The 26,754-nt window shown below is 45.8% G+C and carries 16 protein-coding genes; 11 read left to right on the plus strand and 5 right to left on the minus strand.

Annotation, left to right across the window (positions count from 1 at the left end; genetic code table 11):
* Positions 1–287: 287 nt before the first annotated feature.
* Positions 288–1,121, minus strand: coding sequence for a CvfB family protein (locus A8140_RS08195; RefSeq protein WP_005430978.1), 834 nt, complete (start codon positions 1,119–1,121; stop codon positions 288–290).
* 183 nt (positions 1,122–1,304) lie between these two features.
* Between A8140_RS08195 and A8140_RS08200 the strand changes: the two genes are divergently transcribed.
* Complete coding sequence (locus A8140_RS08200) at positions 1,305–2,657, plus strand: hypothetical protein (RefSeq protein WP_005532385.1); 1,353 nt, start codon at positions 1,305–1,307, stop codon at positions 2,655–2,657.
* Positions 2,658–2,679: 22 nt separating this feature from the next.
* Here the strand turns inward: A8140_RS08200 and A8140_RS08205 are convergent, their stop codons facing one another.
* Positions 2,680–3,171 (minus strand): DUF4442 domain-containing protein, encoded by a 492-nt coding sequence (locus A8140_RS08205; protein ID WP_005532386.1) that lies wholly within the window; start codon positions 3,169–3,171, stop codon positions 2,680–2,682.
* A 396-nt stretch (positions 3,172–3,567) separates the two neighbouring features.
* Between A8140_RS08205 and A8140_RS08210 the strand changes: the two genes are divergently transcribed.
* Entirely contained in the window at positions 3,568–4,620 is a 1,053-nt protein-coding gene (locus A8140_RS08210; RefSeq protein ID WP_005430973.1) for a 3-deoxy-7-phosphoheptulonate synthase, read from the plus strand.
* A 32-nt stretch (positions 4,621–4,652) separates the two neighbouring features.
* A complete protein-coding gene (locus A8140_RS08215; RefSeq protein ID WP_005430971.1) occupies positions 4,653–5,135 on the plus strand; it encodes a YajQ family cyclic di-GMP-binding protein in 483 nt (160 codons plus the stop codon).
* Positions 5,136–5,245: 110 nt separating this feature from the next.
* Here A8140_RS08215 and A8140_RS08220 read toward each other — a convergent pair whose 3' ends face one another.
* A complete protein-coding gene (locus A8140_RS08220; protein WP_005532387.1) occupies positions 5,246–6,166 on the minus strand; it encodes a precorrin-2 dehydrogenase/sirohydrochlorin ferrochelatase family protein in 921 nt (306 codons plus the stop codon).
* A 460-nt stretch (positions 6,167–6,626) separates the two neighbouring features.
* Between A8140_RS08220 and A8140_RS08225 the strand changes: the two genes are divergently transcribed.
* From A8140_RS08225 to A8140_RS08250, 6 genes are all read left to right on the plus strand, one after another.
* Entirely contained in the window at positions 6,627–7,655 is a 1,029-nt protein-coding gene (locus tag A8140_RS08225; protein WP_005430967.1) for an amino acid ABC transporter substrate-binding protein, read from the plus strand.
* Between the two features lie 80 nt (positions 7,656–7,735).
* A complete protein-coding gene (locus A8140_RS08230; protein ID WP_005532389.1) occupies positions 7,736–8,941 on the plus strand; it encodes an amino acid ABC transporter permease in 1,206 nt (401 codons plus the stop codon).
* Between the two features lies 1 nt (position 8,942).
* Complete coding sequence (locus A8140_RS08235; protein WP_005532390.1) at positions 8,943–10,040, plus strand: amino acid ABC transporter permease; 1,098 nt, start codon at positions 8,943–8,945, stop codon at positions 10,038–10,040.
* Between the two features lie 23 nt (positions 10,041–10,063).
* On the plus strand, positions 10,064–10,813 hold the full coding sequence (locus tag A8140_RS08240) for an amino acid ABC transporter ATP-binding protein (protein ID WP_005532391.1): 750 nt from the start codon (positions 10,064–10,066) through the stop codon (positions 10,811–10,813).
* Between the two features lie 354 nt (positions 10,814–11,167).
* Positions 11,168–11,830 (plus strand): Bax inhibitor-1/YccA family protein, encoded by a 663-nt coding sequence (locus A8140_RS08245; protein WP_005532392.1) that lies wholly within the window; start codon positions 11,168–11,170, stop codon positions 11,828–11,830.
* Positions 11,831–12,183: 353 nt separating this feature from the next.
* Positions 12,184–12,513 (plus strand): TusE/DsrC/DsvC family sulfur relay protein, encoded by a 330-nt coding sequence (locus A8140_RS08250; RefSeq protein ID WP_005532393.1) that lies wholly within the window; start codon positions 12,184–12,186, stop codon positions 12,511–12,513.
* Positions 12,514–12,560: 47 nt separating this feature from the next.
* Here A8140_RS08250 and yccX read toward each other — a convergent pair whose 3' ends face one another.
* On the minus strand, positions 12,561–12,833 hold the full coding sequence (gene yccX / locus A8140_RS08255; RefSeq protein WP_005532394.1) for an acylphosphatase: 273 nt from the start codon (positions 12,831–12,833) through the stop codon (positions 12,561–12,563).
* Between the two features lie 90 nt (positions 12,834–12,923).
* Between yccX and A8140_RS08260 the strand changes: the two genes are divergently transcribed.
* Positions 12,924–14,327 carry a methyl-accepting chemotaxis protein gene (locus tag A8140_RS08260; RefSeq protein WP_005532396.1) on the plus strand — a complete coding sequence of 468 codons (1,404 nt, stop codon included), beginning with the start codon at positions 12,924–12,926 and terminating at the stop codon, positions 14,325–14,327.
* 219 nt (positions 14,328–14,546) lie between these two features.
* Positions 14,547–15,740, plus strand: a complete 1,194-nt coding sequence (locus A8140_RS08270; RefSeq protein ID WP_005532398.1) for a class I SAM-dependent methyltransferase — start codon at positions 14,547–14,549, stop codon at positions 15,738–15,740.
* Positions 15,741–16,040: 300 nt separating this feature from the next.
* Here the strand turns inward: A8140_RS08270 and A8140_RS08275 are convergent, their stop codons facing one another.
* Entirely contained in the window at positions 16,041–26,696 is a 10,656-nt protein-coding gene (locus tag A8140_RS08275) for a Calx-beta domain-containing protein (RefSeq protein WP_087490648.1), read from the minus strand.
* Between the last annotated feature and the right edge of the window lie 58 nt (positions 26,697–26,754).

Below are 26,754 nucleotides of genomic sequence, written 5' to 3' on the forward strand. Positions count from 1 at the left end.
TAAAGCATGATTGGAACTGGGTTCACTAGCGATCCGAGTGCCCTGTACTAAACTGAATGTAGCAAAGCATCGCTTTGAAACGGCATTTCTCTCTATACTTAGCCAGCAATATGTGTTGGTCACAACGTTTAGCGCAGGCTCTTAAAAGAGCCGTTTCCCCTAGGCCCAAAATAAGGACGAGTTTGGGCCATTTTTTTTGGCTGACACTTTCTAAAAGGTAAAGTCAAAATGTCATTCACTTAACCACGAGCCACCAGTCAAGACTGCCTTTAAGCTTTAATAAGCGATTAAGCCAGACGAATGCCGTCTTTCTCGATAACGATCTTACCCGCTTTGTATAGACCGCCGATGGTCTTTTTGTAAGTACCTTTACTTGTGCGGAACGTTTCAAAGATCGCTTCTGGTGAAGATTTATCGTTAAGAGGCAAGAAACCGCCCTTCTTCTCTAGGAGTTCAATCACTTTACTCGAAAGATCATCCATCTTCGCAACGCCGACTTTTTGTAGCGCTAAGTCAATCTTACCGTCTTCACGAACTTGCTTGATGTAACCTTTCAGTTTCTTGCCGATAAACAATTTACCGAATACGTCTGATGGGAAGATCATGCCCCAATGTTCACCGTTCACAATAGCCTTGTAACCAAGTTGGCTGCGCTCCGCGATAATTAGATCAACTTGTTCGTTCACTTCGTAGTTAGCTGGCGTTTTATCAAGCCATTTGTTGAACTTCGTTGTACCTACGATACGGCCAGAGGCTTTATCTGTGTAAACGTAAACCAGAATGTTTTGGCCAGCAGTAAAGCGTGCACGTTGCTCACTGAAGGGGATCAAAAGATCTTTTTCTTTAATACCCCAGTTTACGAACGCACCCGTTTTGTTGATGCCTTCGATTTTCATTAGACCCCATTCGCCGACTTGAGCGATAGGCTTATCAATGGTCGCAGCTAGCTGGCTTTCTGAATCGAAGTAAAGAAATACGTCAAGATGAGCACCTAGCTCAGTGCCTTCTGGAACATATTTGTTAGGCAGCAGTACAGAACCGTAATCTTCACCATCCAGAAATACGCCAAAATCAGCCGTTTTAATGACTTCTAAGCTGTTAATTTGACCAATTTTAATCATTGAATTTGTCTCTTTTTAAATTTACAGGGAATTATACCCAAACTAACAAGAAAATCAGAGAGAAAAGCGAACCTCTCTGTTATGCTTTGATCGTTCAACAATTTATCCTAGTCCGAACTTAAGTTAATGCAATTAACGGACGCTTATGGGTATAGGATGCTTTAGCAAAATCAGGAGCTTTCCTTGGTCACTGTCGACAAACAAGACTCGGTAACTTTAAAAATCAGCCACGCATTGGCAAAGAGTAAAACGCTCGACCTTGATATCTATATTTTTGTCCCTGGTGAGTTGGGGTTAAATTCCGACATCATTAGTGAGCCTGAGTACTACTACACCTCGATTACACAAAAACGCTCTTACTACAGTACAGAAGTACTGCTGCCTTTGGTACACAGCCGTCTCGCCAAACGTGGTCGCCTGTCCAATCGCCAATATCGTGTAAGTTTGAGTTTGTTTGCTTATCAATACGTTATAGCACTTGATAAAGCCGTCGCGGCGCTAAATAAACACGAGAATGACAGTGTCACGGCTGAAGAAGTAGATGAGGTGATTGAGCTGACGCTTGATATCCTTAAACGTCTGCGTCGTTCGATCCCTTATGAAGAGAACCTCAAGCGTTACTACGTCAACATCGATAACTATCTGTCTTGGTACACCGAGCAGAGATTCCTATCTCTCGTGGCTCACCTTCCTCGCGAAGGCGATTACAGCACAATTAAAGATCGCTTGATTACGTTATGCGAGAAAGAGCAAGCGCACCGTAAGCTAAATAACTACAACTCGACAAGCGTTGTGGATGACGTGACGCGTCTGTCAAACAAGATGCGTTTATTAAGGCGTTTGATTGAGCACCCTATCGTCCTACGTGAAAAAACCATGTCGATGGGTAACAACATTAAGCGTGCAATCAAAGGCATCGCGACAGGTTTAGTAATGGTCGTAGTGACGAGTACCGTGATTTTGGCACGAGACTATTTAGGTGAGATCTCTGCGTCTTTCATTATCGCGATGTCCTTTATTTATGCGCTACGTGAAATCTTTAAAGATGACTTGCGTGACGCAATGTGGCGTTGGATTCGTAAAGGGAAGCCAAAGTGGCGGAAGAAGTACATGGATCCGACGACGAAGAAAGTCGTTGGCCGTAAGTTGGAATGGCTAGATTACCGTTCGCTTTCAAGTTTACCTGACCGCATTCAAAACATTCGTAAGAAACGAGTCGTCCAGCGTGAAGAGCAAATTCTTCACTACCATTCTAAGACTGAGATGGCGACGTCTTTGTTCTTAAGCGGTTACGAGCAAACTCGTGAGACATTGAATATGAGTCTACGTCCGATTATTCGTTTAATGGACAAGAGCTCCAACCGTGTTTATCGCTTAAATGAAGGACAAGTGAGTAAAGAGTCTGTTGAGAAACGCCATTTGCTTAATGTGATTGTCAAAGAAGACAACCACACCGATGAGCCCGTTTACTATCGCTGGAAGGTGGTATTAAACCGCTCTAAGATTGTTTCGATTGAGAAAATCGACTTGGTATAAACCCATCAAATCGGACACGATATTAAGCAGCTTGTTTTTGAGCTGCTTTTTTTATCGAAAGCGTTAGAGAAAATTCTGCCATTGGTTCTTCACCATTCACGCTTGGACACAATGCCGTAATCTTAACATCTCGATTAATACGCTCACCTGTTTCTAGTGTCATTCGCAGCATTTCATCAATCAGTGGGCCGTCATGGCAAACAAAGTGCACATCCCCTTCCGGACGTTTTAAAAACTCAGCCGACACGCCTTTAAAAGCCAAAGAAATGCGTTCTCCCTTCTCTTGAGCTTTACTCATGGCAAGAAAGCCACCCGCGACATCCGCACCAACAGCAAGCGCACCAAAATACATACTATTAAGATGGTTCTTCGTTCTACGTCTCAGTGGAATTTTGACTTCTACATGTTGGTCGTCAATCGCCAAGATCTTTGGGCGACATAACCAAATGAGCGGGACTTTGGAAAAACCAAAAAGGTTTAAGTAAAGATTTGCACGTCGAACAGCAGATAACATCTTGGTCTCCTTACCAGACTAGTCAGACCAGTTAATCAACGAAGCGTGAAAATGTCAAAGAAATGTTAATGATAAATCGATCTCCGTATAGAAAATCGCAAACGGTTTCTTTTGACAAGCAATGAAAGCTGGATATGAAACTTTCGCCGTAGCCTGCTTTTCAAGGTATTTTGCAAGATTTGCGTGTTAGCAAATAGAAAAACTAGTTATAAATTCAAACGACTATGTATTGATCTCCAAGGACATTTTTGTCATTTATACATAACTATCACTGATGATAAGACACAGCATTACATACATTTCGGTATTTACTAGATAAGAATCCCGTGAAACGGTTTATTCCTAACTATAATTCCGTTATCTTTACTGCTTCGCAATAGAGAATAAAGCTATAACATGCCTATTAAAACAGATGAATTGAGAACCCAACCTTTGGGTCCGATGCCGACACCCGCAGAGCTAGGTAGCGTACATCCAATTACCGATGACGTCGCTGACCGTATCGCTCAATCTCGTCGTCAAATTGAGAAGATTTTAACTGGTGAGGATGACCGTATCCTTGCTATCGTTGGCCCATGTTCGGTGCATGACACTGAAGCGGCAATTGACTACGCAACTCGCCTTGCGAACATTCAAGATAAGTACAAAGATGAACTGTTCATCGTAATGCGTACTTACTTTGAAAAACCTCGTACCGTTGTTGGTTGGAAAGGCCTAATCACGGACCCTAACCTAGATGGTTCATACGCGCTTGAAGCTGGCCTTCACAAAGCACGTAAACTGCTACTGGATATCAACAAGCTTGGTCTTGCGACTGCTACTGAGTTTCTTGATATGATCACAGGCCAGTACATTGCTGATCTGATCACGTGGGGTGCAATTGGCGCTCGTACAACCGAATCGCAAATCCACCGTGAGATGGCTTCTGCGCTATCTTGCCCTGTTGGCTTCAAGAACGGTACAAACGGCAATGTGAAAATCGCGATCGACGCGATTCGTGCGTCAAAAGCATCACACTACTTCTATTCTCCAGACAAGAATGGTCGCATGACGGTTTACCGCACAAGTGGTAACCCATACGGTCATATCATTCTTCGTGGTGGTGAGAAAGGTCCTAACTTTGATGAAGCGTCTGTTAAACAAGCGTGCGAAGCTCTGGCAGAGTTCGACTTGCCACAACGTTTGATTGTAGACTTCAGCCATGCGAACTGTCAGAAACAGCACCGCAAGCAAATTGAAGTTGCACAAGACATTTGTGACCAAATTAAATCAGGCAGCACTCGCATTGCGGGTATCATGGCGGAAAGCTTCATCATTGAAGGCAATCAGCCAATGACTGATATTCACAACTTAACTTACGGTCAATCTATCACTGACCCATGTCTGAGTTGGGATGATACTGTAACTATGCTAGATATGCTGGCAGAAGCAGTAAAATCCAGTAAGTAATTTCCCTATAACAAGATAATCAAGGAATCTTCATGCCATCGTTTGATATTGTTTCAGAAATCGATACCGTTGAACTACGTAACGCGGTTGATAACGCTAACCGTGAACTATCGACTCGTTTCGATTTCCGCAATGTGAATGCGAGCTTTGAGCTAGTAGAAGAAAATGTAAAAGTGTCCGCAGAAGGCGAGTTCCAGCTTAAGCAAATGCGTGACATCCTACGTAGCCACTTGGCAAAGCGTAACATTGATGCAAACGCTATGGATGCAAAAAATCCAGAAGCGACAGGTAAAAACTGGCACCAAAACATCGCTTTCCGCCAAGGCATCGATACGCCTACTGCGAAAAAGCTAGTTAAGCTAATCAAAGATGCGAAGCTTAAAGTTCAAGCGTCTATCCAAGGCGACAAAGTGCGCGTAACAGGTAAAAAGCGTGACGACTTACAAGCGACGATTGCAGCGATCCGTGAAGCAGAAATGGGTATCCCATTTCAGTACAACAACTTCCGTGATTAATTGCGCTCTCCTATTCACCTTATAGGTGGATAAGAAAAGTGGAATAAAAAACGCCGGCGATAATCTCGTCGGCGTTTTTATAGGAGTTTAATGGCTAGTGACCTAGAAGGTTAGATCACTAAATCTTGCCCTTGCAGCAGCGAGAACTCACTTGTTCCGTGAGGAATGAACACACATACACGAAGCTTCTCCTCTTTGGCTTTTCTCAGCATGTCGGAGAGTTCAGTTGCACTGGAGAATGCCTCACGTTCTGCATCTCTTCTCACCAGCTCCATTACATCCGCTTCGCATTTCGTTGAGTGAAGTGCCAGCTCTGCTTGCTGCATATAACGCACAGCTTTGATGGGTAACATTTCCACGTCTTTACCTACCTGAATCCATGTACAACTGCCTGTCTCATCCAACGGCTTGGACATGGTTTCTTGATAGATAGTTTCAAGCTCTCGATTATCGCGCGCATTTTCCACTTCAGGATGCGAAAAATAGTTCTCCCAAAACTTGCGACGCAAATCGACACTAGGAAGTGCTTCTTTGATCGAGTTACGTTTCGAGTTAGCAAATTCAGCCATCAATCCCATGTTTTGTGGCAGGATCGCTTCTAGTTTTTCACGAATGTTTCGAATCAGTACTGGTGATGCACCACCACTAGAGATGGCAATTTGAATACGACCGCGGTTAATCATCGAAGGCGTGATGAAATCACAGTAAGGTTTGTCATCAACAACGTTGACTAAGATGCCTAACTCTTTCGCATCTTTATTGACCTGGTGATTCAGTTCTGGGTTATCTGTGGTTGCCCACACTTGAATAAAAGACTTTGTGACAAGGTCACTTGAGTAAAAGCGTTGAATCCAATGTACTTGCTGCTCTTGAGCAAGCTTATCGAGGAAATCAACAAGGCTTGGGGAGACAATGGTAACATCCGCACCAGCTTTAAGCAGTGCCTCCACTTTACGGCTTGCTACTTCACCACCACCAACAACCAGTACTGGTTTATTCACTAAATCTAAGAACAGAGGAAAATATCGCATTTCAATCCATGATCACTTCAAATAACTATCGAAATTCATGCTACCAAAAATGGGGCAATCACTTCACCTTGTTTCGACTTCACAAATAATATTTGTTCAAATTTTCGGCCGACATAGCCGCCCTACACTAATGACACTTTTAATAACAAACTTTTATCCTTCTGTTTTATTCCTTCTTTTACCGATTGTTCTGATGCACCAATTCAACAATTAGTTGCACTATTTACAAACAATTAACATTTCGTCATTCTAAATCGCAAGGCGCTTTGTGACTTCTCTCCAAAACTCTTTTTAAATTATATGTTTGAGAATTAGCAAATCCTTTCCTACGCTTTAACTGATTGATTTGACGATGGCCGTTTCTTCTAAAATCAATCATGTAGGACGAAAACACAAACGAATTGGACACGTTGTATCAGGTCGCTCCTGATTAAACATGGATCATACAGGAAGGATACAAATGGCGAATAAACTCACAGTTCTTGCTTCCGTCGTAGCGGCTTCTACTGCAATGATGGCGACTTCAGCTCAAGCAGCAGACACTACTCTGGATAAAGTCACAAAACAAGGTTTTATTACTTGTGGTGTAAGTACCGGTCTACCTGGTTTCTCAAACCCTAACTCAAAAGGTGAATGGGAAGGTATCGACGTAGAATATTGCCAAGCACTGGCTGCAGCCGTTCTTGGGGATAAAACGAAAGTTAAATATGTACCCCTTACCGCGAAAGAACGTTTCACTGCACTTCAATCGGGTGAAATCGATGTGCTTTCACGTAACACCACCTGGACACTACACCGTGATACGGCTCTTGGCTTGAACTTTGTCGGCGTTAACTATTACGACGGTCAGGGCTTCATGGTTAAGAAAGATCTTGGTGTATCAAGTGCGAAGGAGCTTGATGGCGCATCAGTGTGTGTACAGTCAGGTACGACAACGGAGCTTAACTTGGCGGACTACTTCCGCAACCAAGGTATGGCATACAAACCCGTCGTATTTGATACAGCTGCACAAACTTCTAAAGGTTTTGATGCTGGTCGCTGTGACGTACTGACGACGGACCAATCTGGTCTGTATGCTCTGCGTTTAAACCTTAAAGACCCTTCTTCTGCAACCGTTCTTCCTGAAATCATCTCTAAAGAGCCTCTAGGCCCAGTGGTACGTCAAGGTGATGACCAATGGTTCAATATTGCCAAGTGGACTCTATTTGCGATGGTCAATGCGGAAGAGTATGGCATTAGCTCTAAGAATGCTGATGAGATGTTGAAATCGAAAGATCCAAACATCAAACGTATTCTTGGTGTGGATGGTCCGAAAGGTAAAGGTCTAGGCATTCGTGACGATTGGGGCTACCAAGTCATCAAGCAAGTAGGTAACTATGGTGAAAGCTTCGAGCGTACGGTTGGTACTGGTTCACCGCTGAAAATTTCTCGTGGTGTGAACGCACTATGGAATGCAGGCGGCTTCATGTACGCGCCACCAATCCGCTAATACAACGATTATCACAGGGCGGTTTATGCCGCCCTTTTTCGTGAGTAACTGTATAAATAAGGGTTTGAGGTTATCGCTGTATGAAACCGACGAATGATACATCGCCAAGTACGATGTCCAAACCAAGCGGAAGTAAGAGCCTGATTTACAATCCTGCTTTTCGCTCCGCTCTTTTCCAGATCATTGCCGTAGCTGCACTGGTATTTTTCTTCTACACAATCATCAACAATGCGCTGACCAATCTTGAAGCACGTGGTATTGCAACAGGCTTTGGTTTCCTTAATCAAGAAGCAGGCTTTGGGATCGGCCTGACTCTTATCGAATACGATGAAACGTTTTCTTATGGGCGTACTTTCGTCGTTGGTCTTCTTAATACCGCACTGGTTTCTGTGCTCGGTATTATTCTCGCAACCGTAATTGGTTTTGTTATGGGTATCGCACGTCTCTCCTCCAACTGGTTGGTGAGTCGATTAGCGGCGGTTTATATTGAAACGTTCCGAAATATTCCACTACTTCTGCAAATCTTCTTTTGGTATTTCGCCGTTCTTCAAGCCCTACCATCACCACGTCAAAGTATGAGCCTTGGTGAAGCTATCTTTCTGAACGTACGTGGTTTGTATTTCCCAGCGCCTGTGATGGAAGCAGGAAGCAGTTTTGTTATTGCTGCACTCATTATCGGTATCATCGCAAGTATTCTGATCAACGTTTGGGCGAACAATAAGCAACGCTTAACGGGTCAACAAACGCCGATGGGCCGCATTGTGTTTGGCTTAGTCATTGTGCTTCCTTTGGTCGTTTACTTCTTAGCGGGAATGCCTATTTCATTGCAATACCCAGAGTTAAAAGGCTTTAACTTCCGTGGTGGCATCAGCATCATTCCAGAACTTGCAGCACTCCTACTCGCGTTGAGTGTCTATACCGCGTCGTTCATTGCTGAGATTGTTCGCTCTGGTATTAACGCGGTGAGTCATGGTCAAACAGAAGCGGCAATGTCTCTTGGTTTACCCCGCACAAAAACACTTAAACTGGTCGTGATTCCTCAGGCATTACGTATCATTATCCCTCCTCTTACTAGCCAATATTTGAACCTAACCAAGAACTCTTCGCTCGCAATGGCGATTGGTTACCCAGATCTGGTATCTGTGTTCGCTGGTACCACCTTGAACCAAACTGGGCAAGCGATTGAGATCATCGCGATGACCATGGGGGTTTACTTGACGTTGAGTTTGATTACTTCAGCGCTGATGAACGTGTACAACCGTAAAGTTGCACTGGTGGAGAGATAATATGAGCACACATCAATTTCAGCCAGATCTCCCACCCCCAGCAAACACGGTTGGTGTCGTAGGTTGGCTACGCAAAAATCTATTCAATGGACCAATCAACTCGATTGTGACGCTGATTCTCGCTTACATCGTTTTCTCAGCACTCTGGAATATCGTCGATTGGGCGTTCATTAATGCTGATTGGGTCGGGACAACAAGAGACGACTGTACACGCGAAGGCGCATGTTGGGTTTTTATCAGCGTCCGTTGGGAACAGTTCATGTATGGCTTCTATCCAGAAGCTGAACTCTGGCGCCCTCGCCTGTTCTACATCACATTAGCTATTTTTACAGTGCTACTCGCTTACGAGAAAACGCCGAAACGCATTTGGATTTGGTTGTTCTTCGTAAATATTTACCCATTCATTATTGCCGCATTGCTTTACGGTGGCGTATTTGGTCTTGAAGTCGTTGAAACGCACAAATGGGGTGGTCTATTAGTTACGTTGATCATTGCGCTTGTTGGTATCGTTGTTTCTTTACCAATTGGTGTTGCGTTAGCACTCGGTCGACGTTCTGATATGCCAATTATTCGCAGTATCTGTACTGTTTACATTGAAGTGTGGCGTGGTGTTCCGCTTATTACAGTTCTGTTCATGGCCTCGGTAATGCTGCCTCTGTTCTTGGCTCAAGGCTCAGAAACTGACAAGCTCATCCGTGCGCTAATCGGTGTGGTCATGTTCAGTGCGGCTTACATGGCAGAGGTGGTACGTGGTGGTTTGCAGGCGATTCCGAAAGGACAATATGAAGCGGCGGATGCTCTTGGTCTTAGCTACTGGAAAAAAATGGGACTGATCATTTTGCCTCAGGCGCTGAAGATCACTATCCCTTCAATCGTGAACACGTTCATCGGCCTATTTAAAGATACCAGTCTTGTGCTTATTATCGGTATGTTTGACGTACTGGGCATTGGACAAGCCGCGAATACCGACCCTGAGTGGTTAGGTTTCGCAACCGAAAGTTATGTATTTGTCGCGTTAGTGTTTTGGGTATTTTGTTTTGGCATGTCACGTTACTCGATATGGCTTGAAAACAAACTTCATACCGGTCACAAACGATAACTCATCAAGATCAAGGACGTATTATGACGCAACAACAAGATTATATGATCCAGTTGAAGGACATGAATAAATGGTATGGTGAGTTTCACGTACTAAAGAACATCAATCTAGAGGTAAAGAAAGGCGAGAAAATCGTTATCTGCGGCCCTTCAGGTTCAGGTAAGTCAACCATGATTCGTTGTATCAACCGTTTGGAAGAGCATCAGGCTGGCAGTATCTATGTGTCGGGTACTGAACTTACCGAAGACCTGAAAAACATTGAGGCGGTTCGTCGTGAAGTAGGTATGTGTTTTCAGCACTTCAATCTCTTCCCTCATCTAACGGTTTTGGAGAATTGTACGCTTGCCCCTATCTGGGTGAAGAAAATGCCGAAAGAAGAAGCTGAAGCCGTCGCAATGCAGTACCTAGAGCGCGTTAAGATCCCAGACCAAGCCGACAAGTATCCGGGGCAGCTCTCCGGTGGTCAGCAACAACGTGTGGCGATCGCCCGCTCTCTTTGTATGAGCCCTAAAGTAATGCTATTTGATGAGCCGACATCGGCACTCGACCCTGAGATGGTGCGCGAGGTTCTTGATGTAATGGTCGAACTGGCAGAAGAAGGCATGACCATGTTGTGTGTAACCCACGAAATGGGCTTTGCTAAAGAAGTGGCTGACCGAGTTATCTTTATGGATGCGGGTGAAATCATCGAAGAGAATAACCCTGTCGACTTCTTCGAGAATCCGCAATCGGATCGAACCCAGAACTTCTTAGCTCAAATCCTTCACCATTAAAACGGATTAGGTACATAGCTAAAATTGTAAAGCGCTGACATCTAAATCAGCGCTTTTTCTTTGTTTAAACGGTTGCTATTAACTCATGTTACGAAAATCCAGTTGATTCGAGATGTTGTAAATTCGCGCAATCTTGCAAACTACTTCGTGAGCTGCGCTTCAATGCTTTGAATAGTAAGCCTTTGTTCGCTATGCAAGGCGGTAATATTGTGTTACAAGTTGGCAAATACATAACACATTATTTCTATTATTATTTTGTTCTAGATATACGTGTGGCGGGCTTGATTTTTTGAACTATCGGGCCCATATATGTCTATATATTTAAGATAAGACAGTCCCTTATAGAGGAAGATTATGAACAGTCCTATGTTTTCTCGCACTACTACTCAAGAGAGTGCTCTACAAACCAACAAAGTACTGCGTAATACATATGCACTACTTTCTATGACTCTACTATGGTCAGCACTGGTTGCTGGCGTATCAATGGCATTTAACCTTCCACGTCCGGGTATTATCCTAATGTTGGTCGGTTTCTACGGTCTACTATTCCTAACAGAAAAGAACCGTAACAACAGCCTAGGTCTTGTGTTTACGTTCCTATTCACAGGCTTCTTGGGTTACACCATTGGTCCAATCCTAAACATGTACATCGGCGCTGGTATGGGCGACGTTGTTCTAACAGCTCTTGGCGGTACAGCTCTATCGTTCATGGCTGCATCGGCTTACGCTCTAACGACAAAACGCGACCTATCTATGATGGGTGGCCTAATGCTGTCACTATTTGTAGTTCTAGTAGTGGGTATGATTGCTAGCATCTTCATCCAATCAACGATCCTACACCTAGCACTTAGCAGCTTGTTCATTGTTTTCTCTACTATGGCAATCCTGATGACCACTCAAGGCATCATCCGTGGTGGTGAAACAAACTACATCTCTGCAACGATTACACTGTACGTTTCAATCTACAACATCTTCATCAGCCTACTAAGCATCCTAGGCATCATGAACGACGACTAAACCGTCAGATTGAATTGAAACTCCAAAAAGCCCGAAGTTGTACTTCGGGCTTTTTCTTTGCGCCTAGCCTTGTAGATGCTACCTCCTTTTTTACACCAACTCCTTAAAACAGAAATTTGAATATTCATGCAAAAACTAAAATACTCACCCCGAGAATTTTCTAACAAGATGAATAAATTTACATTCTTGTGAATAATCAAAGTAATCAACCTCTTCTACCGTCACTTTCTTTATCTGGTATTAATTGTGTAAATTTACTTCGCTCAGAAGCCTCCAAAGATTCTTTTGTTGAGTCTAAGCTTCGCTCTACGCTACCCTATACGTATCAAAGGTTACTTAGCGGAAGCAAAGCTATGTTCGTTTACAACGGCAAAGAAATTGAAACCGATGCTCAAGGTTATCTACTTGACCACTCTCAGTGGGAAGAAGGCATGATTGAGCTTCTAGCAAAAGAAGAAGAAATTGAACTAACAGAAGCGCACCTAGAAGTGGTTCACTTTGTGCGTGATTTTTATGAAGAGTTCAATACATCACCAGCAGTAAGAATGCTAGTAAAAGCAATGGAAAAGGCACACGGCCCGGAAAAAGGCAACAGCAAGTACCTATTCAAACTGTTTAAGAAAGGACCTGCAAAACAAGCAACCAAACTGGCTGGTCTACCAAAACCAGCGAAATGTTTGTAAGACACTTGTTTCCAGCCACATCGCTTACAAAATAATTAACTGTAAAGCTATAAGATCTTAAATCCGCGGAAAGGCTTATAAGACACACTTTCCTGAGTGACACTGTCTACTGTCGCCGTCCGCGGCCCTTCCTCTAACCACGCCGAAAACGCTGCAATTTGTTCTTCTGTGCCACAGGCAATCACTTCAACATCTCCGCTGTTTAAGTTCTTCGCATACCCTGTTAGGCCGAGCTTCAACCCTTGATGTGATGTGTGGTATCGAAATCCTACCCCTTGTACATGACCTACTATCAGAAACTTCTCACACTTTAGTACCATCCGTATACCGCTCCCTATATTTGAGTGATATATTATTTGCGTCTATTTACCCCACTAAGGATAGTGGGTTTTTATATGGTTATAATAATTATGAAAGAAATTCCTTTCCGTTGGATTGATAAATACCTTATCCACTTAAAGATTCAAGAAAAGTTCTATTTACTCTTCTTCCTTCCTCTCCTCGCATTAGTCATTCTTACTCTTGTTTTGAACAGTGCCGCTAACTCACTCATCTCTGACTTGTACCAAGAAGAGCTGATGTTGATGAAAGGCTTGATTGAAGCAGGAAATCTCTCACAATCTCAAGTTGCTAGTCTAATCGCGAGTTCGGATACAATTACTCTTGGCACGGGACCTGACTCTGTGTCGGTAATCAAAGGCGCGTTTAGTCTGGTTGCAAGTCATGAGCAATCACTTTGGACAGCGCTTTCTCCGACGCAAGTAAGCATTATCCTTGTTACGCTATTTATCATCGCGCTTGGTGTTTACTACATCATGACCTTCATCGGTGGCGCTATGTTTACGATGAACAAAGCACTTAACACATTAGCTGATGGTGATTTGACTGCACGTATGAACTTCTTCCGCGTTCGTGATGAATTCAGTGAAATCGCAATTACGATAGACAAAGTTGCCGACCGCGAACAAAAAATGGTTCAGTCGATTCAAGAGTCTGTCGCACTGATGCAGCAAATCAGTTCTGATCTGAACCTATCGATTCAAAACAGCTCTGAGATTTCTAACACCCAACAAGAGCATCTAAACTCTCTGGCAAGTGCAACTGAGCAAATGGCCTCTACGATTCGTGAGGTGGCAACACTGGCACACGATTCAAGCACACAAACAGACGATGCACGCAGCGTAGCGCAATCTGGCCAAGTGAAAGTAGAAAATACCCTTCACTCTATCTCGAATCTTTCTACTGAGATCCAATCCGCCTCTCAAGCGGTTGAAGAGCTGGATGCAAACGCAGCGCAGATTGATGAAGTGGTAACGACCATCAACGGTATCTCTGAGCAAACTAACCTACTCGCCTTGAACGCTGCGATTGAAGCAGCTCGTGCAGGCGAACAAGGTCGTGGCTTTGCCGTTGTTGCTGATGAAGTTCGTGCTCTTGCGGGTCGCACTCAACAAGCGACGGTAGAGATTCAAGCTATGATTGAAGCGCTACAACGTAACAGCCAATCGCTCACCAAGCTGATGGAAGTAACGGTTCACAATGCGAATGAAGGTCAGACTCTGATGGCAGAAGTAAATCACGAGATCGGCTCACTAACAGATAAGAACCAAACTATCTCTGACAGCAGCATCCAAATTGCAACCGCTGCAGAAGAGCAAGGCGTCGTGGCTGACAATATTGCTTCAAGCGTTGAAGAAGTCCGCATCCAAGCAAACAATGTGTGTATGATGATCAGCACAACGTCGCAAAACGTTGAGCAGCTTCGAGCTCAAAGTGACACCATGGAGTCGCTACTGACAGGCCTTAAAGCTTAGTCATATGAAGCTTGGTTATAAGTTGAAAAATCAGGGTCACTTCGGTGGCCCTTTTTTGTACCTAGCGCTAGTTTCTTACCACCTTAAGGTGGTCCTTTGTTCCGGTTCTCGGCATATAATTAAAGCTTCTACAAATGATTGGATTGTCGATGGATATTGCTTTTGCGGGCAACATCCCGGACAATACGCCCCTTTCAAAATTCAACAAGAGCTAAAGAAATGACAGCTGCTATCTATTTGGTTAAAGGTCGTGAGAAGTCGGTTAAGCGCAAGCACCCTTGGATCTTCTCTCGAGGCATCAGTAAAGTTGAGGGCGAACCCGCTCTTGGCGAAACCGTTGATGTATTCACTCACGACGGAAAATGGCTAGCTAAAGCGGCGTATTCTCCAGCTTCTCAAATTCGTGCTCGTATCTGGAGTTTTAAAAAAGAAGAGATCAACAAAGCCTTCTTCGTTAAGCGTTTCAACAATGCTCAGCTTCTTCGTGAAGACATTATCGAGCGCGATGGCCTAACTGGCTACCGTCTTATCGCGGCAGAGTCTGATGGTATGCCTGGCGTTACTATCGACCGCTACCAAAACTTCTTTGTGTGCCAGCTTCTAAGTGCGGGCGCAGAATACAACAAGCAAGCGATTGTTGATGCTTTGGTTGAGTGCTTCCCTGACTGCAACGTTTACGAGCGTTCAGACGTCGCGGTACGTAAGAAAGAAGGTTTGAAAGAAACCACTGGCGTTCTGCATGGTGAAGAGCCACCAAAATCTGTGGTAATCGAAGAAAACGGCGTGAAAATCAGTGTCGATATCGTCGGTGGCCATAAAACGGGGTTCTATCTAGACCAACGTGACAGCCGCCAACAAGCGATGAAGTACTTGAAAGACAAAGAAGTTCTGAACTGTTTCTCGTACACCGGCGGCTTTGGTCTTTACGCACTAAAAGGCGGCGCAAAACGCGTTATCAACGCAGACGTATCACAACCTGCTCTAGATACTGCAAAATTCAACGCAGAGCTGAACGAGTTTGATATCTCGAAAAAGCGTGCTGTGTTCCTAAACGCAGACGTGTTCAAATTGCTACGCGAATACCGTGACCAAGGTACGAAGTTCGATGTTGTGATCATGGATCCACCAAAGTTTGCAGAGAGCAAAGCACAGCTAAACGGTGCATGTCGTGGCTACAAAGACATCAACATGTTGGCGATGCAAATTCTAAACCCGGGTGGCACGTTACTGACCTACTCTTGCTCAGGCTTAATGGACCAAGTTCTGTTCCAAAAAATCATTGCTGACGCCGCAGTAGATGCAAACCGCCAAGTTAAGTTTGTAGAGCGTTTTGAACAAGCAGCCGACCACCCAACGGATACGGCCTACCCAGAAGGTTTCTACCTAAAAGGATTTGCGTGTAAGGTTCTATAATCGGGCTTAGTCATAGCCAACGATAAAGAATTGAAGCAAAGAAAAAGGGCCTGTTGGCCCTTTTTTATTATGAGTCTAAATTAACTTTCGTGAGAGCCGATAAGACATCTCTTTCAAAGTCCAAATTTCCGATGATCAAATCGCTAAACTCGGAAGCTCCTTTTTCAATGACGATCGTTTGAATGGAGTTACCCTCGTTGTGTGTGATTTCAAGCGATAGATCTTCGCCGTCAACATTTAGGTCGATACTATTGAGCAGCTCTTCAATGGTGTTATGCCCTGCATCTTCGACAACTTGGTTTAGATCGAGTATGAATCTAAATTAACTTTTGTGAGAGCCGACAAGACATCTCTTTCAAAGTCCAAATTTCCGATGATCAAATCGCTAAACTCGGAAGCTCCTTTTTCAATGACGATCGTTTGAATGGAGTTACCCTCGTTGTGGGTGATTTCAAGCGATAGATCTTCGCCGTCAACATTTAGGTCGATACTATTGAGCAGCTCTTCAATGGTGTTATGCCCTGCATCTTCGACAACTTGTTTTAGATCGAGAATGTCGAGATCTCGTTCAAAGCCACGTACCAAGTCCGTGCCGGAATCTAGTGAGTCATTAACCCATCTAAATATGTCTGCTTCGTTGTCATTACCAATTAAAATGTCATGGCTTAAATCCACTTCCGCTTCAATGATGTTCGCAGCACCACCGCTCGCCGCGTTTACACCACCATTTTCGTCAATCACAAACTGAAGTGTATTTTCAGATTGGTCACCATCGTTATCGGTAAGCACGTAATCGAAGTCTAACGTTTCTACTGTGTCACCTACCGCACCATAGAAGGCATATGCGCCATCATTCAAATCGACTTCCAACGTGTGCCTACTGTCGATGTAGATAGTGAGCAACATCGTGATATCGTCAAACGCATGTGAGATGTCGTTGTTGTTATCTACAACCGTCAGGTTTGTACCATCAAATGAATAAGTGACACCGTCATGTTCTATTTCGCTGATGTAACCACCATCTGCACCAATACCTGTATCCGGTGATGTGGTGTACATGAGGTTACCACCAACAGGTTGAATCACGGACTGCAACATTACTGGAGGCAGCTGAGTTACGTCAGGCACGACTACACCATCAAGGTCTTGGTTCAAGAAACCATCGTAAGCAACACGGTCTAACTGATCAGGCATCAGGTTCACGCCCATGCCATAAGCCAGCGCTGTGATCTGATTATCAGAATCGGTCAAGTGGTCTATCCAGCTGTTCTCACGGGCATCGTTGATGAATGATGAGGCTGGGTTTGGTTGACCATCAGACAAGAAGTAGCTCACGTTTGATGCACTAGGTAATTTACCCGCATCGTCCCAAGAGTCCTTAGCTTCATTAATTGCGCGATTGTAGTTAGTTGCACCGCCAGCAGTAAGTGTATCAATGTACGCTTTCGCTTCATCTACGGTTAACCATGTTGCCCCAGCAATAGCGTACGTTGTTGCCGAACCACTGTATTTGATGATTTGAACCCGAGTTTGGCCAATCGATTCGTACTGATTTAATAACTGAGTTGCCGAGTCCTTCATTATTTGAAGGCGATTACCCGTGCGCATCGAGCCTGAAACATCCATGATCAATTGAACGTTAGCGCTCTCTTTTGTTTCCGCGACCACATCATGAACAATGGATGTCGAATCAGGTGAATCATCTTCAATAACAACATTTGCTACCGCGGAGTTCGTCAACCCAAGAGCATTCGAAACAACGACAGGAACCTCAATGTTTAAAGAGTCCTCGCCAGAAGTATCTGGATGATCTATTGGACCAAGAAGTTCAGTAGAGATTGCCCCCGTATCATTAACTGAGATCTTAATGACCTCTTCTCCATCCGCTGAACCAACAAGCAATTGGTCATTGTTGGACAAGGCCCATGTGATTGCCTCACCGTTACTGGTTAGGTTCGCAGTTGGGACATTCAGTGCGACCGAGTCAACCGTTTGACCAAGTGTTAACTGATCCATATCTAACGTTGAATCTGTGGTGTCCATAAAACCATTCAGCGCGAAGTCATCGGCAATGGCATTACCCAAACCCTCTTCAGAAACATTAAGCGTGACGCCTTCAACAATCGGAGGCGCATATGGATTAACCGCAAAATTCCCCGCTTTACTGTCACCATCGTTATCGGTAATCGTGTAACTGAAGTCGATATCACCATCACCACTTGGAGAGGTCAAAGATACGTACTGGAAGAATTCCCACTTCCCGGTGCTTGGCGTTAATTGAACTTCAAACGCCAGCTCGCCGTTCGCTTCACCGACTAATCTGTTTGGGTTCTGAGAATCAATCCCAACACTAATCGCCTCGCCATCAAGCGTTTCTAGACCACTCTCTGCACCATTAAGAACGATACTTCCTGGGCCATCAGCACCATAGAGTGCGCCTAAATTCCCCTCTGCTGTTGCAATTGGAATGGCGGAGTCAGCCCCAGTAAAGGTGATAGATTTGACGGTAAAGTCACTGTTGTCTACGGTGTTTGGCCCGTTACCATTACCTGTGGCTTCAAGAATAACCTTATCAAAACCACCCTGTTGAACACTGAAGTTAGCCGCATAATCACCACTTGCCGCATCAGAGCTAAAAGATTGCTGTGCGATCAAAACACCATCTCGATAGAAAGATGCAAGACCTTCTTCTAACTCACCACCAAACATCTTCTCGAATTCGATCTCAGCGCCAAATGCAATCTTGTCGCCCAAGTCGATGATCAGTTGTTCTGAGACACCGGTATCATTGGCAAAACGATAATCCACCTCATTAGCAAGCGGATAACCGTTATTACCGACACTTTTCACACCAATACCTGATGAAGTTTGATTAATCTCTGCGGTGCCAAGATCGGTAGACTCATTAGACAAAAATCCCAAAGCAGTCACTTCGACATCTCCGAAAATTCGGCTGAATGCATCGGGTTCATTACCCACAAAGCTAATATTGCCAGTGAGAATTTCCGGGATATCTGTAAGCGACACATCTACGGCTTGAGAAGACGTTGGAACATGTGGGCAGTCATCCTCGACAACCACGTTCATACTTTGGGAGCTCGTGGTTTGACCATCACTCACTGAGATCTGCAAATCAAAGTCGATCAAATCTTCGACGTCATTAACAGGATGATCGAGTGGTTCTAAGAGTGTGATGGTGTAACCCCATGTTCCTTGCCCTGAAACAGGGGGCTCCGTGAGAACAACAGTTGCAACAACAGCTAAACTCGCAGTAGAAGCCGTCAATGTTTGAGTATTGCTGTCCCATGCCCAAGACACAGGCTCTCCACCTGATGTGAGTGTATTTGGACCAGAAAGAACGACTGAAACATTAGCTGTATCCGGGTCTCCAACTGTAAATGACCCTGAGAAGCTGGCTGCATTTGTAGTATCGGTAGGAGAACCCGTGGAATCAGGTATACCATCGGTTAACCCTTCTTCTGAAACAACCGCATCGATAACGTCGGAAATAGCTGGAGGTGCATCATTATCGATAATTGTTGCATTACCGACATCAGAGCCCAATACAGGACCAACGCCTACAACAGAAACACTGAAGTCCTCATCCTGCTCAAACACTGCGTCGTTCAGGGTATCAATTCGAACATCAAATTGAGTCGAGCCTGCTGGTACCGTGACTAAACCATCATTCGGGACTGCAATCCAACCAGAGCCGGTGTTGTATTCGAGAGTACCGAGGTCGCCTGCTTCGGTATCGCCAAGGTTGAGACCCAGTTGAACCTCAACTGGTGCTTCAGATGCATTAGTTAACGAGACAACGAAGTTGGCGGTATCGCCTTCGTTAATCGTACCAGCATCGCTAATAGAAACCGTTGGACGGTCATCATCTGGATCGGGATCAGGCCCAGTACCATCATCAACAATGGTTGCGGTACCCGTATCGGTGCCTTGGACAGGACCTAAACCCGTTACATCTACCGTGAAGTTTTCTGGGCCTTCGTAGACGTCATCGTCAATCGATGCAATACGCACATCAAACTCAGTTAACCCTGCTGGTACACTCACCACACCATTAACAGGAACGGAAACCCAACCTGAGCCAGTGTTGTATTCGAGAGCGCCGAGATCGCCTGCTTCGGTGTCACCAAGATTAAGGTCGAGTTGAACTTCAACTGGGGATTCAGATGCATTGGTCAGCGAGACAACGAAGTTAGCAGTGCCACCTTCGTTAATTGTGCCTGCGTCAGTGATAGATACCGTTGGACGGTCGTCGTCCGGATCGGGATCAGGTCCCGTACCGTCGTCGACAATGGTTGCGGTACCCGTATCAGTGCCTTGAACAGGACCGAGACCTGTTACGTCTACGGTGAAGCTCTCTGGGCCTTCATAAACTTCGTCATCAATCGAAGCAATGCGCACATCGAACTGAGTCATACCAGCAGGAACACTTACTACACCACCAACAGGGACGGCAACCCAACCTGAGCCAGTGTTGTATTCAAGAGTACCAAGGTCACCTACTTCGGTATCACCGAGGTTAAGGTCGAGTTGCACTTCTACTGGGGCTTCTGATGCATTAGTTAATGAGACAACGAAGTTGGCGGTATCACCTTCGTTAATCGTACCAGCATCACTAATAGATACCGTCGGACGGTCGTCATCCGGATCGGGATCAGGTCCCGTACCGTCGTCGACAATGGTTGCGGTACCCGTATCGGAACCTTTAACTGGGCCGAGACCAGTTACGTCTACCGTGAAGTTTTCAGGACCTTCATAGACTTCATCATCAATCGATGCGATTCGAACATCGAACTCAGTTAAGCCCGCTGGTACAGTCACTACGCCATCTACAGGAACGGCTACCCAACCTGAGCCGGTGTTGTATTCGAGAGTGCCGAGATCGCCTGCTTCGGTGTCACCAAGATTAAGGTCGAGTTGAACTTCGACTGGGGCTTCAGAAGCGTTAGTTAACGAGACAACGAAGTTGGCGGTATCGCCTTCGTTAATCGTACCAGCATCGCTAATAGAAACCGTTGGACGGTCATCATCCGGATCGGGATCAGGACCAGTACCATCGTCAACAATGGTTGCGGTACCAGTATCGGAACCTTTAACAGGGCCGAGACCAGTTACGTCTACCGTGAAGTTTTCAGGACCTTCGTAGACTTCGTCATCAATCGATGCGATTCGAACATCGAACTCAGTTAAGCCCGCTGGTACAGTCACTACGCCATCTACAGGAACGGCTACCCAACCTGAGCCGGTGTTGTATTCGAGAGTGCCGAGATCGCCTGCTTCTGTGTCACCAAGATTAAGGTCGAGTTGAACCTCAACTGGGGCTTCAGAAGCATTGGTCAGAGATACAACGAAATTGGCGGTGTCACCTTCGTTAATCGTGCCAGCATCACTGATAGATACCGTCGGACGGTCATCATCTGGATCGGGATCAGGGCCAGTACCGTCATCGACGATAGTGGCTGTGCCCGTGTCAGTACCTTGGACAGGACCTAAACCGGTCACGTCTACGGTGAAGTTTTCCGGACCTTCGTAAACTTCGTCATCAATCGATGCAATACGCACATCGAACTCAGTTAAGCCTGCTGGCACAGTCACTACGCCATCGACAGGGACGGCTACCCAACCAGAGCCCGTGTTGTACTCTAGGGTGCCTAAATCTCCTGCTTCGGTATCACCAAGGTTAAGGTCGAGTTGCACTTCTACTGGGGCTTCTGATGCATTAGTTAACGAGACAACGAAATTGGCAGTGTCGCCTTCGTTAATCGTACCAGCATCACTAATAGATACTGTCGGACGGTCATCATCTGGATCGGGACCAAGACCAGTACCGTCATCGACGATAGTGGCTGTGCCCGTGTCAGTGCCTTGAACAGGACCGAGACCTGTTACGTCTACGGTGAAATTCTCTGGACCTTCGTAGACTTCGTCGTCAATCGATGCAATGCGCACATCGAACTCAGTTAAGCCTGCTGGTACACTAACCACACCATTGACAGGAACGGCTACCCAACCTGAGCCAGTGTTGTATTCGAGAGTACCTAGGTCACCAGCTTCGGTATCACCAAGGTTAAGGTCGAGTTGAACCTCAACTGGTGCTTCAGAAGCGTTAGTTAACGAGACAACAAAGTTAGCGGTATCGCCTTCGTTAATCGTACCTGCATCACTGATAGATACCGTTGGACGGTCATCGTCCGGATCGGGGTCAGGACCGGTACCATCATCGACAATGGTTGCGGTACCCGTATCTGTGCCTTGGACAGGACCGAGACCGGTCACATCTACGGTGAAGTTCTCTGGACCTTCGTAAACTTCGTCATCAATCGATGCAATACGCACATCGAACTGAGTCATACCAGCAGGAACACTTACTACACCACCAACAGGGACGGCAACCCAACCTGAGCCAGTGTTGTATTCAAGAGTACCAAGGTCACCTGCTTCGGTATCACCGAGATTAAGATCGAGTTGCACTTCAACTGGCGCTTCAGATGCATTGGTCAGCGAGACAACGAAGTTAGCAGTGCCACCTTCGTTAATTGTGCCTGCATCAATGATAGATACCGTCGGACGGTCATCATCTGGCTCAGGCTCTGGCCCCGTACCATCGTCAACAACGGTTGCGGTACCCGTATCAGTGCCTTGAACAGGACCGAGACCTGTTACGTCTACCGTGAAGTTTTCAGGACCTTCGTAGACTTCGTCATCAATCGATGCGATTCGAACATCGAACTCAGTTAAGCCCGCTGGTACAGTCACTACGCCATCGACAGGAACGGCTACCCATCCTGAACCAGTGTTGTACTCTAGGGTGCTTAAATCTCCTGCTTCGGTATCACCAAGGTTAAGGTCGAGTTGCACTTCAACTGGAGCTTCAGAAGCATTAGTTAACGAGACAACGAAGTTGGCGGTATCGCCTTCGTTAATCGTAGCAGCATCACTAATAGATACTGTCGGACGGTCATCATCTGGATCTTGATCAGGACCAGTACCGTCATCGACGATAGTGGCTGTGCCCGTGTCAGTACCTTGGATGGGACCTAAACCCGTTACATCTACGGTGAAGTTCTCTGGACCTTCATAAACTTCGTCATCAATCGATGCGATTCGAACATCGAACTCAGTTAAGCCTGCTGGTACAGTCACTACGCCATCGACAGGAACGGCTACCCAACCTGAACCAGTGTTGTATTCGAGAGTGCCGAGATCGCCTGCTTCGGTGTCACCAAGATTAAGGTCGAGTTGAACTTCGACTGGGGCTTCAGAAGCGTTAGTTAACGAGACAACGAAGTTGGCTGTGTCACCTTCGTTAATCGTACCAGCATCACTAATAGATACCGTCGGACGGTCGTCATCCGGATCGGGACTAGGACCAGTATTGTCATCGACAATCGTTGCACTACCTGAATCAGAGCCTTGAACTGAGTCCAAACCTGTCACACTAACACTGAACTCTTCAGGACCTTCAAACACTTCGTCATCAATAATAGCAACGCGAACATCAAACTCAGTTAACCCTGCTGGCACAGTCACTACGCCATCGACAGGAACGGCAACCCAACCTGAGCCGGTGTTGTATTCGAGAGTACCGAGGTCACCTGCTTCGGTATCACCAAGGTTGAGACCTAGCTCGACTTGAACATCATCTTCAGAAACGTTTGCCAAAGTAACGACAAAATTAGCCGTATCACCCTCATTGATGACACCAGCATCACTAATAGTAACGCCAGAGCGATCGTCGTCCGGATCTGGACCAGGTCCCGTACCATCATCAACAATGGTTGCGCTACCCGTATCGGTACCTTGGACAGGACCAAGACCGGTCACGTCTACCGTGAAGTTTTCAGGACCTTCGTAGACTTCGTCATCAATAGAATCAATTCGTACATCGAACTCAGTTAAGCCTGCTGGTACACTCACTACGCCATCGACAGGAACGGCTACCCAACCTGAACCAGTGTTGTATTCGAGAGTGCCGAGATCGCCTGCTTCGGTGTCACCAAGATTAAGGTCGAGTTGAACTTCGACTGGGGCTTCAGACGCGTTAGTTAACGAGACAACAAAGTTAGCGGTGTCACCTTCGTTAATTGTGCCTGCATCACTGATAGATACGGTTGGACGGTCATCATCCGGATCTGGACCAGGTCCCGTACCATCATCAACAATGGTTGCGGTACCCGTATCGGAACCTTGAACAGGACCAAGACCGGTCACGTCTACGGTGAAGTTCTCTGGACCTTCATAGACTTCATCATCAATCGAAGCGATTCGAACATCGAACTCAGTTAACCCTGCTGGTACAGTCACTACGCCATCGACAGGGACGGCTACCCAACCAGAGCCCGTGTTGTACTCTAGGGTGCCTAAATCTCCTGCTTCGGTATCACCAAGGTCAAGGTCGAGTTGCACTTCTACTGGGACTTCTGATGCATTAGTTAACGAGACAACGAAGTTGGCGGTATCGCCTTCGTTAATCGTACCAGCATCACTAATAGAAACCGTTGGACGGTCATCATCTGGATCGGGATCAGGACCAGTACCGTCATCGACGATAGTGGCTGTGCCCGTGTCAGTGCCTTGGATGGGACCTAAACCAGTTACGTCTACGGTGAAATTCTCTGGACCTTCGTAGACTTCGTCGTCAATCGATGCGATTCGTACATCGAACTCAGTTAAGCCTGCTGGTACACTCACCACACCATCGACAGGAACGGCTACCCAACCTGAGCCAGTGTTGTATTCGAGAGTACCTAGGTCACCAGCTTCGGTATCACCAAGGTTAAGGTCGAGTTGAACCTCAACTGGTGCTTCAGAAGCGTTAGTTAACGAGACAACAAAGTTAGCGGTATCGCCTTCGTTAATCGTACCTGCATCACTGATAGATACCGTTGGACGGTCGTCATCCGGATCGGGACTAGGACCAGTATTGTCATCGACAATCGTTGCACTACCTGAATCAGAGCCTTGAACTGAGTCCAAACCTGTCACACTAACACTGAACTCTTCAGGACCTTCAAACACTTCGTCAACAATAGTAGCAACGCGAACATCAAACTCGCTTAATCCCGCAGGTACCGTAACTACACCATCGTTTGGTACTGCAACCCAACCTGAACCAGTGTTGTATTCTAGGACGCCAAGATCGCCCGTTTCGGTATCACCAAGATCAAGACCTAGTTCCACGTGGACTGGAGAATCAGCTTCATTAGTTAGAGATACAACGAAGTTTGCCGTATCACCTTCATTAACAACTCCCGCATCGCTAATGGATACCGTTGGACGGTCGCTATCAGGGTCAGGTCCCGGGCCAGTACCATCATCAATAATGGTCCCTGTTCCCGTCTGAGGAATCGCTTGATTACCAGTGTTTCCAGACAAAGTAAATGTTTCTGAGCCTTCAAAGAGGTCGTCATTAACCGTACCAATAGCGACACTGTAACTTACATTATTTGCTGGCACGGATACATCGAAGCTACCATCCGGGTTGACGTTTACGACTTGAGTGCTGTTGTCTTCGAAAGTAATCGTAACAGACGTGTTGGTGTAATCTATTCCACCTTCAGCGCTACCATCAGCCAGATTCATACTGACCACAGTATCGGTCGTACTTAGGTTGCTAAGCGTCACATCTAATATGGCTAAATCGCCCTCATTAACCGTAGTATCACTAATAGATGCAACTGTCAGTCTATCGTCATCCGGATTGGGACCGGGACCAGGACCGTCATCAACGATGGTTACCGTTCCTGACGTTGTGCCATTTTGATTCTCTGTTGAGCCCGATAACGTAAACGTCTCAGTTCCTTCAAACAAATCATCGTCTATCGTATTTATCGTGACATTGTAACCAACCTCATTCGCAGGGACACTGACAGCAAAGCTACCGTCTGGGTTTACATTAACAATCTGAGTACTGTTATCCTCGAGCGTAATAGTGACGGAAGTGTTTGTGTAATCTAATCCACCCTCCGCAGTTCCGTCAGATAACGTCATGTTCACCGTCGTTTCTGACGTACTCGGGTTACTAAGCGTTACCTCAAGCACAGCTTCCTCACCCTCGTTTACGGTTGTATCGCTTACAGAAGCAACGGTCGGTCTATCGTCATCAGGCTCTTCACCCGGACCAGTGCCATCATCTGTTATTGTTGCCACACCTGTAACGGGCTCCGGTTGGTTCTCCGTACCTCCGCTTAACGTGAAGGTTTCGTTTCCTTCAAATACGTCGTCATCAATTGTATCCACCGTGATTACGAACGACTCATCTCCAATGGGGATTGAAACAGAAAACGTCCCATCTTCTCCGACATTTATTTGATCCGTACTGCCATCTTCAAAAGTAATAGTAATAACCGATTTGTCATAATCAGCTCCCCCTGTCGCAGAATCATCACTAAGGGATAAGGTCACCTCAGTCTCTTGCTGTGTGGGCTGGTCGAGAGTGACTTCAAAAGACGCTTGATCACCTTCGTTTATTGTCGGGCTGGATATGTCCTGAACGATAACCTGAGCAGGGATAATTATTTGTTGGTTGATAAACTCAAGCAACGAAAGCTCTTGAGTTTCTGATAGGGGTATTGCTGTGCCGACCGTTTCGAAGTCCGTATTAGCAAGGGCCTCTGCACCTTTACGGTCAATTGCTCCAGTCGACTGTGGACTCGAACCGTCGCTTTCACCCGCAGCAGGTTCAAAGTCACCTTCAAGCTGTGCAGGGTCTTCCCCGGCTGCGATTGCCTCAATTAGTGCGGTGATATCGTCCGTTACATTAATCGAGCTGCCATCAAGGGCTATTTGTTCAAAATTCAACTGAGAAATGTCAGACACTTCAGTGATAACCAATTCCCCAGAGGCAGGGACCTGACCTGGTTCTAAGGTCCTAATTTCCCCGTCAATTCCAATAACTACGATATTACTCGCAAGCGAGCTAAAGGTTACTCGATCCATAAATCACCCCACCAGGCTTTCAAGTTGTCAAAAGTTTGTCACCCCAACAAATACGACT

Source organism: Vibrio campbellii CAIM 519 = NBRC 15631 = ATCC 25920 (assembly GCF_002163755.1).
Lineage (GTDB): Bacteria > Pseudomonadota > Gammaproteobacteria > Enterobacterales > Vibrionaceae > Vibrio > Vibrio campbellii.

What these genes read in the sequence shown, in the direction of transcription:
- A8140_RS08250 (WP_005532393.1), top strand. Translation starts at nt 12,184, where the DNA reads ATGTTCGTTTACAACGGCAAAGAAATTGAAACCGATGCTCAAGGTTAT.
- A8140_RS08210 (WP_005430973.1), top strand. Translation starts at nt 3,568, where the DNA reads ATGCCTATTAAAACAGATGAATTGAGAACCCAACCTTTGGGTCCGATG.
- A8140_RS08270 (WP_005532398.1), top strand. Translation starts at nt 14,547, where the DNA reads ATGACAGCTGCTATCTATTTGGTTAAAGGTCGTGAGAAGTCGGTTAAG.
- A8140_RS08225 (WP_005430967.1), top strand. Translation starts at nt 6,627, where the DNA reads ATGGCGAATAAACTCACAGTTCTTGCTTCCGTCGTAGCGGCTTCTACT.
- A8140_RS08220 (WP_005532387.1), bottom strand. Translation starts at nt 6,166, where the DNA reads ATGCGATATTTTCCTCTGTTCTTAGATTTAGTGAATAAACCAGTACTG.
- A8140_RS08240 (WP_005532391.1), top strand. Translation starts at nt 10,064, where the DNA reads ATGACGCAACAACAAGATTATATGATCCAGTTGAAGGACATGAATAAA.
- A8140_RS08195 (WP_005430978.1), bottom strand. Translation starts at nt 1,121, where the DNA reads ATGATTAAAATTGGTCAAATTAACAGCTTAGAAGTCATTAAAACGGCT.
- yccX (WP_005532394.1), bottom strand. Translation starts at nt 12,833, where the DNA reads ATGGTACTAAAGTGTGAGAAGTTTCTGATAGTAGGTCATGTACAAGGG.
- A8140_RS08260 (WP_005532396.1), top strand. Translation starts at nt 12,924, where the DNA reads ATGAAAGAAATTCCTTTCCGTTGGATTGATAAATACCTTATCCACTTA.
- A8140_RS08275 (WP_087490648.1), bottom strand. Translation starts at nt 26,696, where the DNA reads ATGGATCGAGTAACCTTTAGCTCGCTTGCGAGTAATATCGTAGTTATT.
- A8140_RS08215 (WP_005430971.1), top strand. Translation starts at nt 4,653, where the DNA reads ATGCCATCGTTTGATATTGTTTCAGAAATCGATACCGTTGAACTACGT.
- A8140_RS08245 (WP_005532392.1), top strand. Translation starts at nt 11,168, where the DNA reads ATGAACAGTCCTATGTTTTCTCGCACTACTACTCAAGAGAGTGCTCTA.
- A8140_RS08205 (WP_005532386.1), bottom strand. Translation starts at nt 3,171, where the DNA reads ATGTTATCTGCTGTTCGACGTGCAAATCTTTACTTAAACCTTTTTGGT.
- A8140_RS08235 (WP_005532390.1), top strand. Translation starts at nt 8,943, where the DNA reads ATGAGCACACATCAATTTCAGCCAGATCTCCCACCCCCAGCAAACACG.
- A8140_RS08230 (WP_005532389.1), top strand. Translation starts at nt 7,736, where the DNA reads ATGAAACCGACGAATGATACATCGCCAAGTACGATGTCCAAACCAAGC.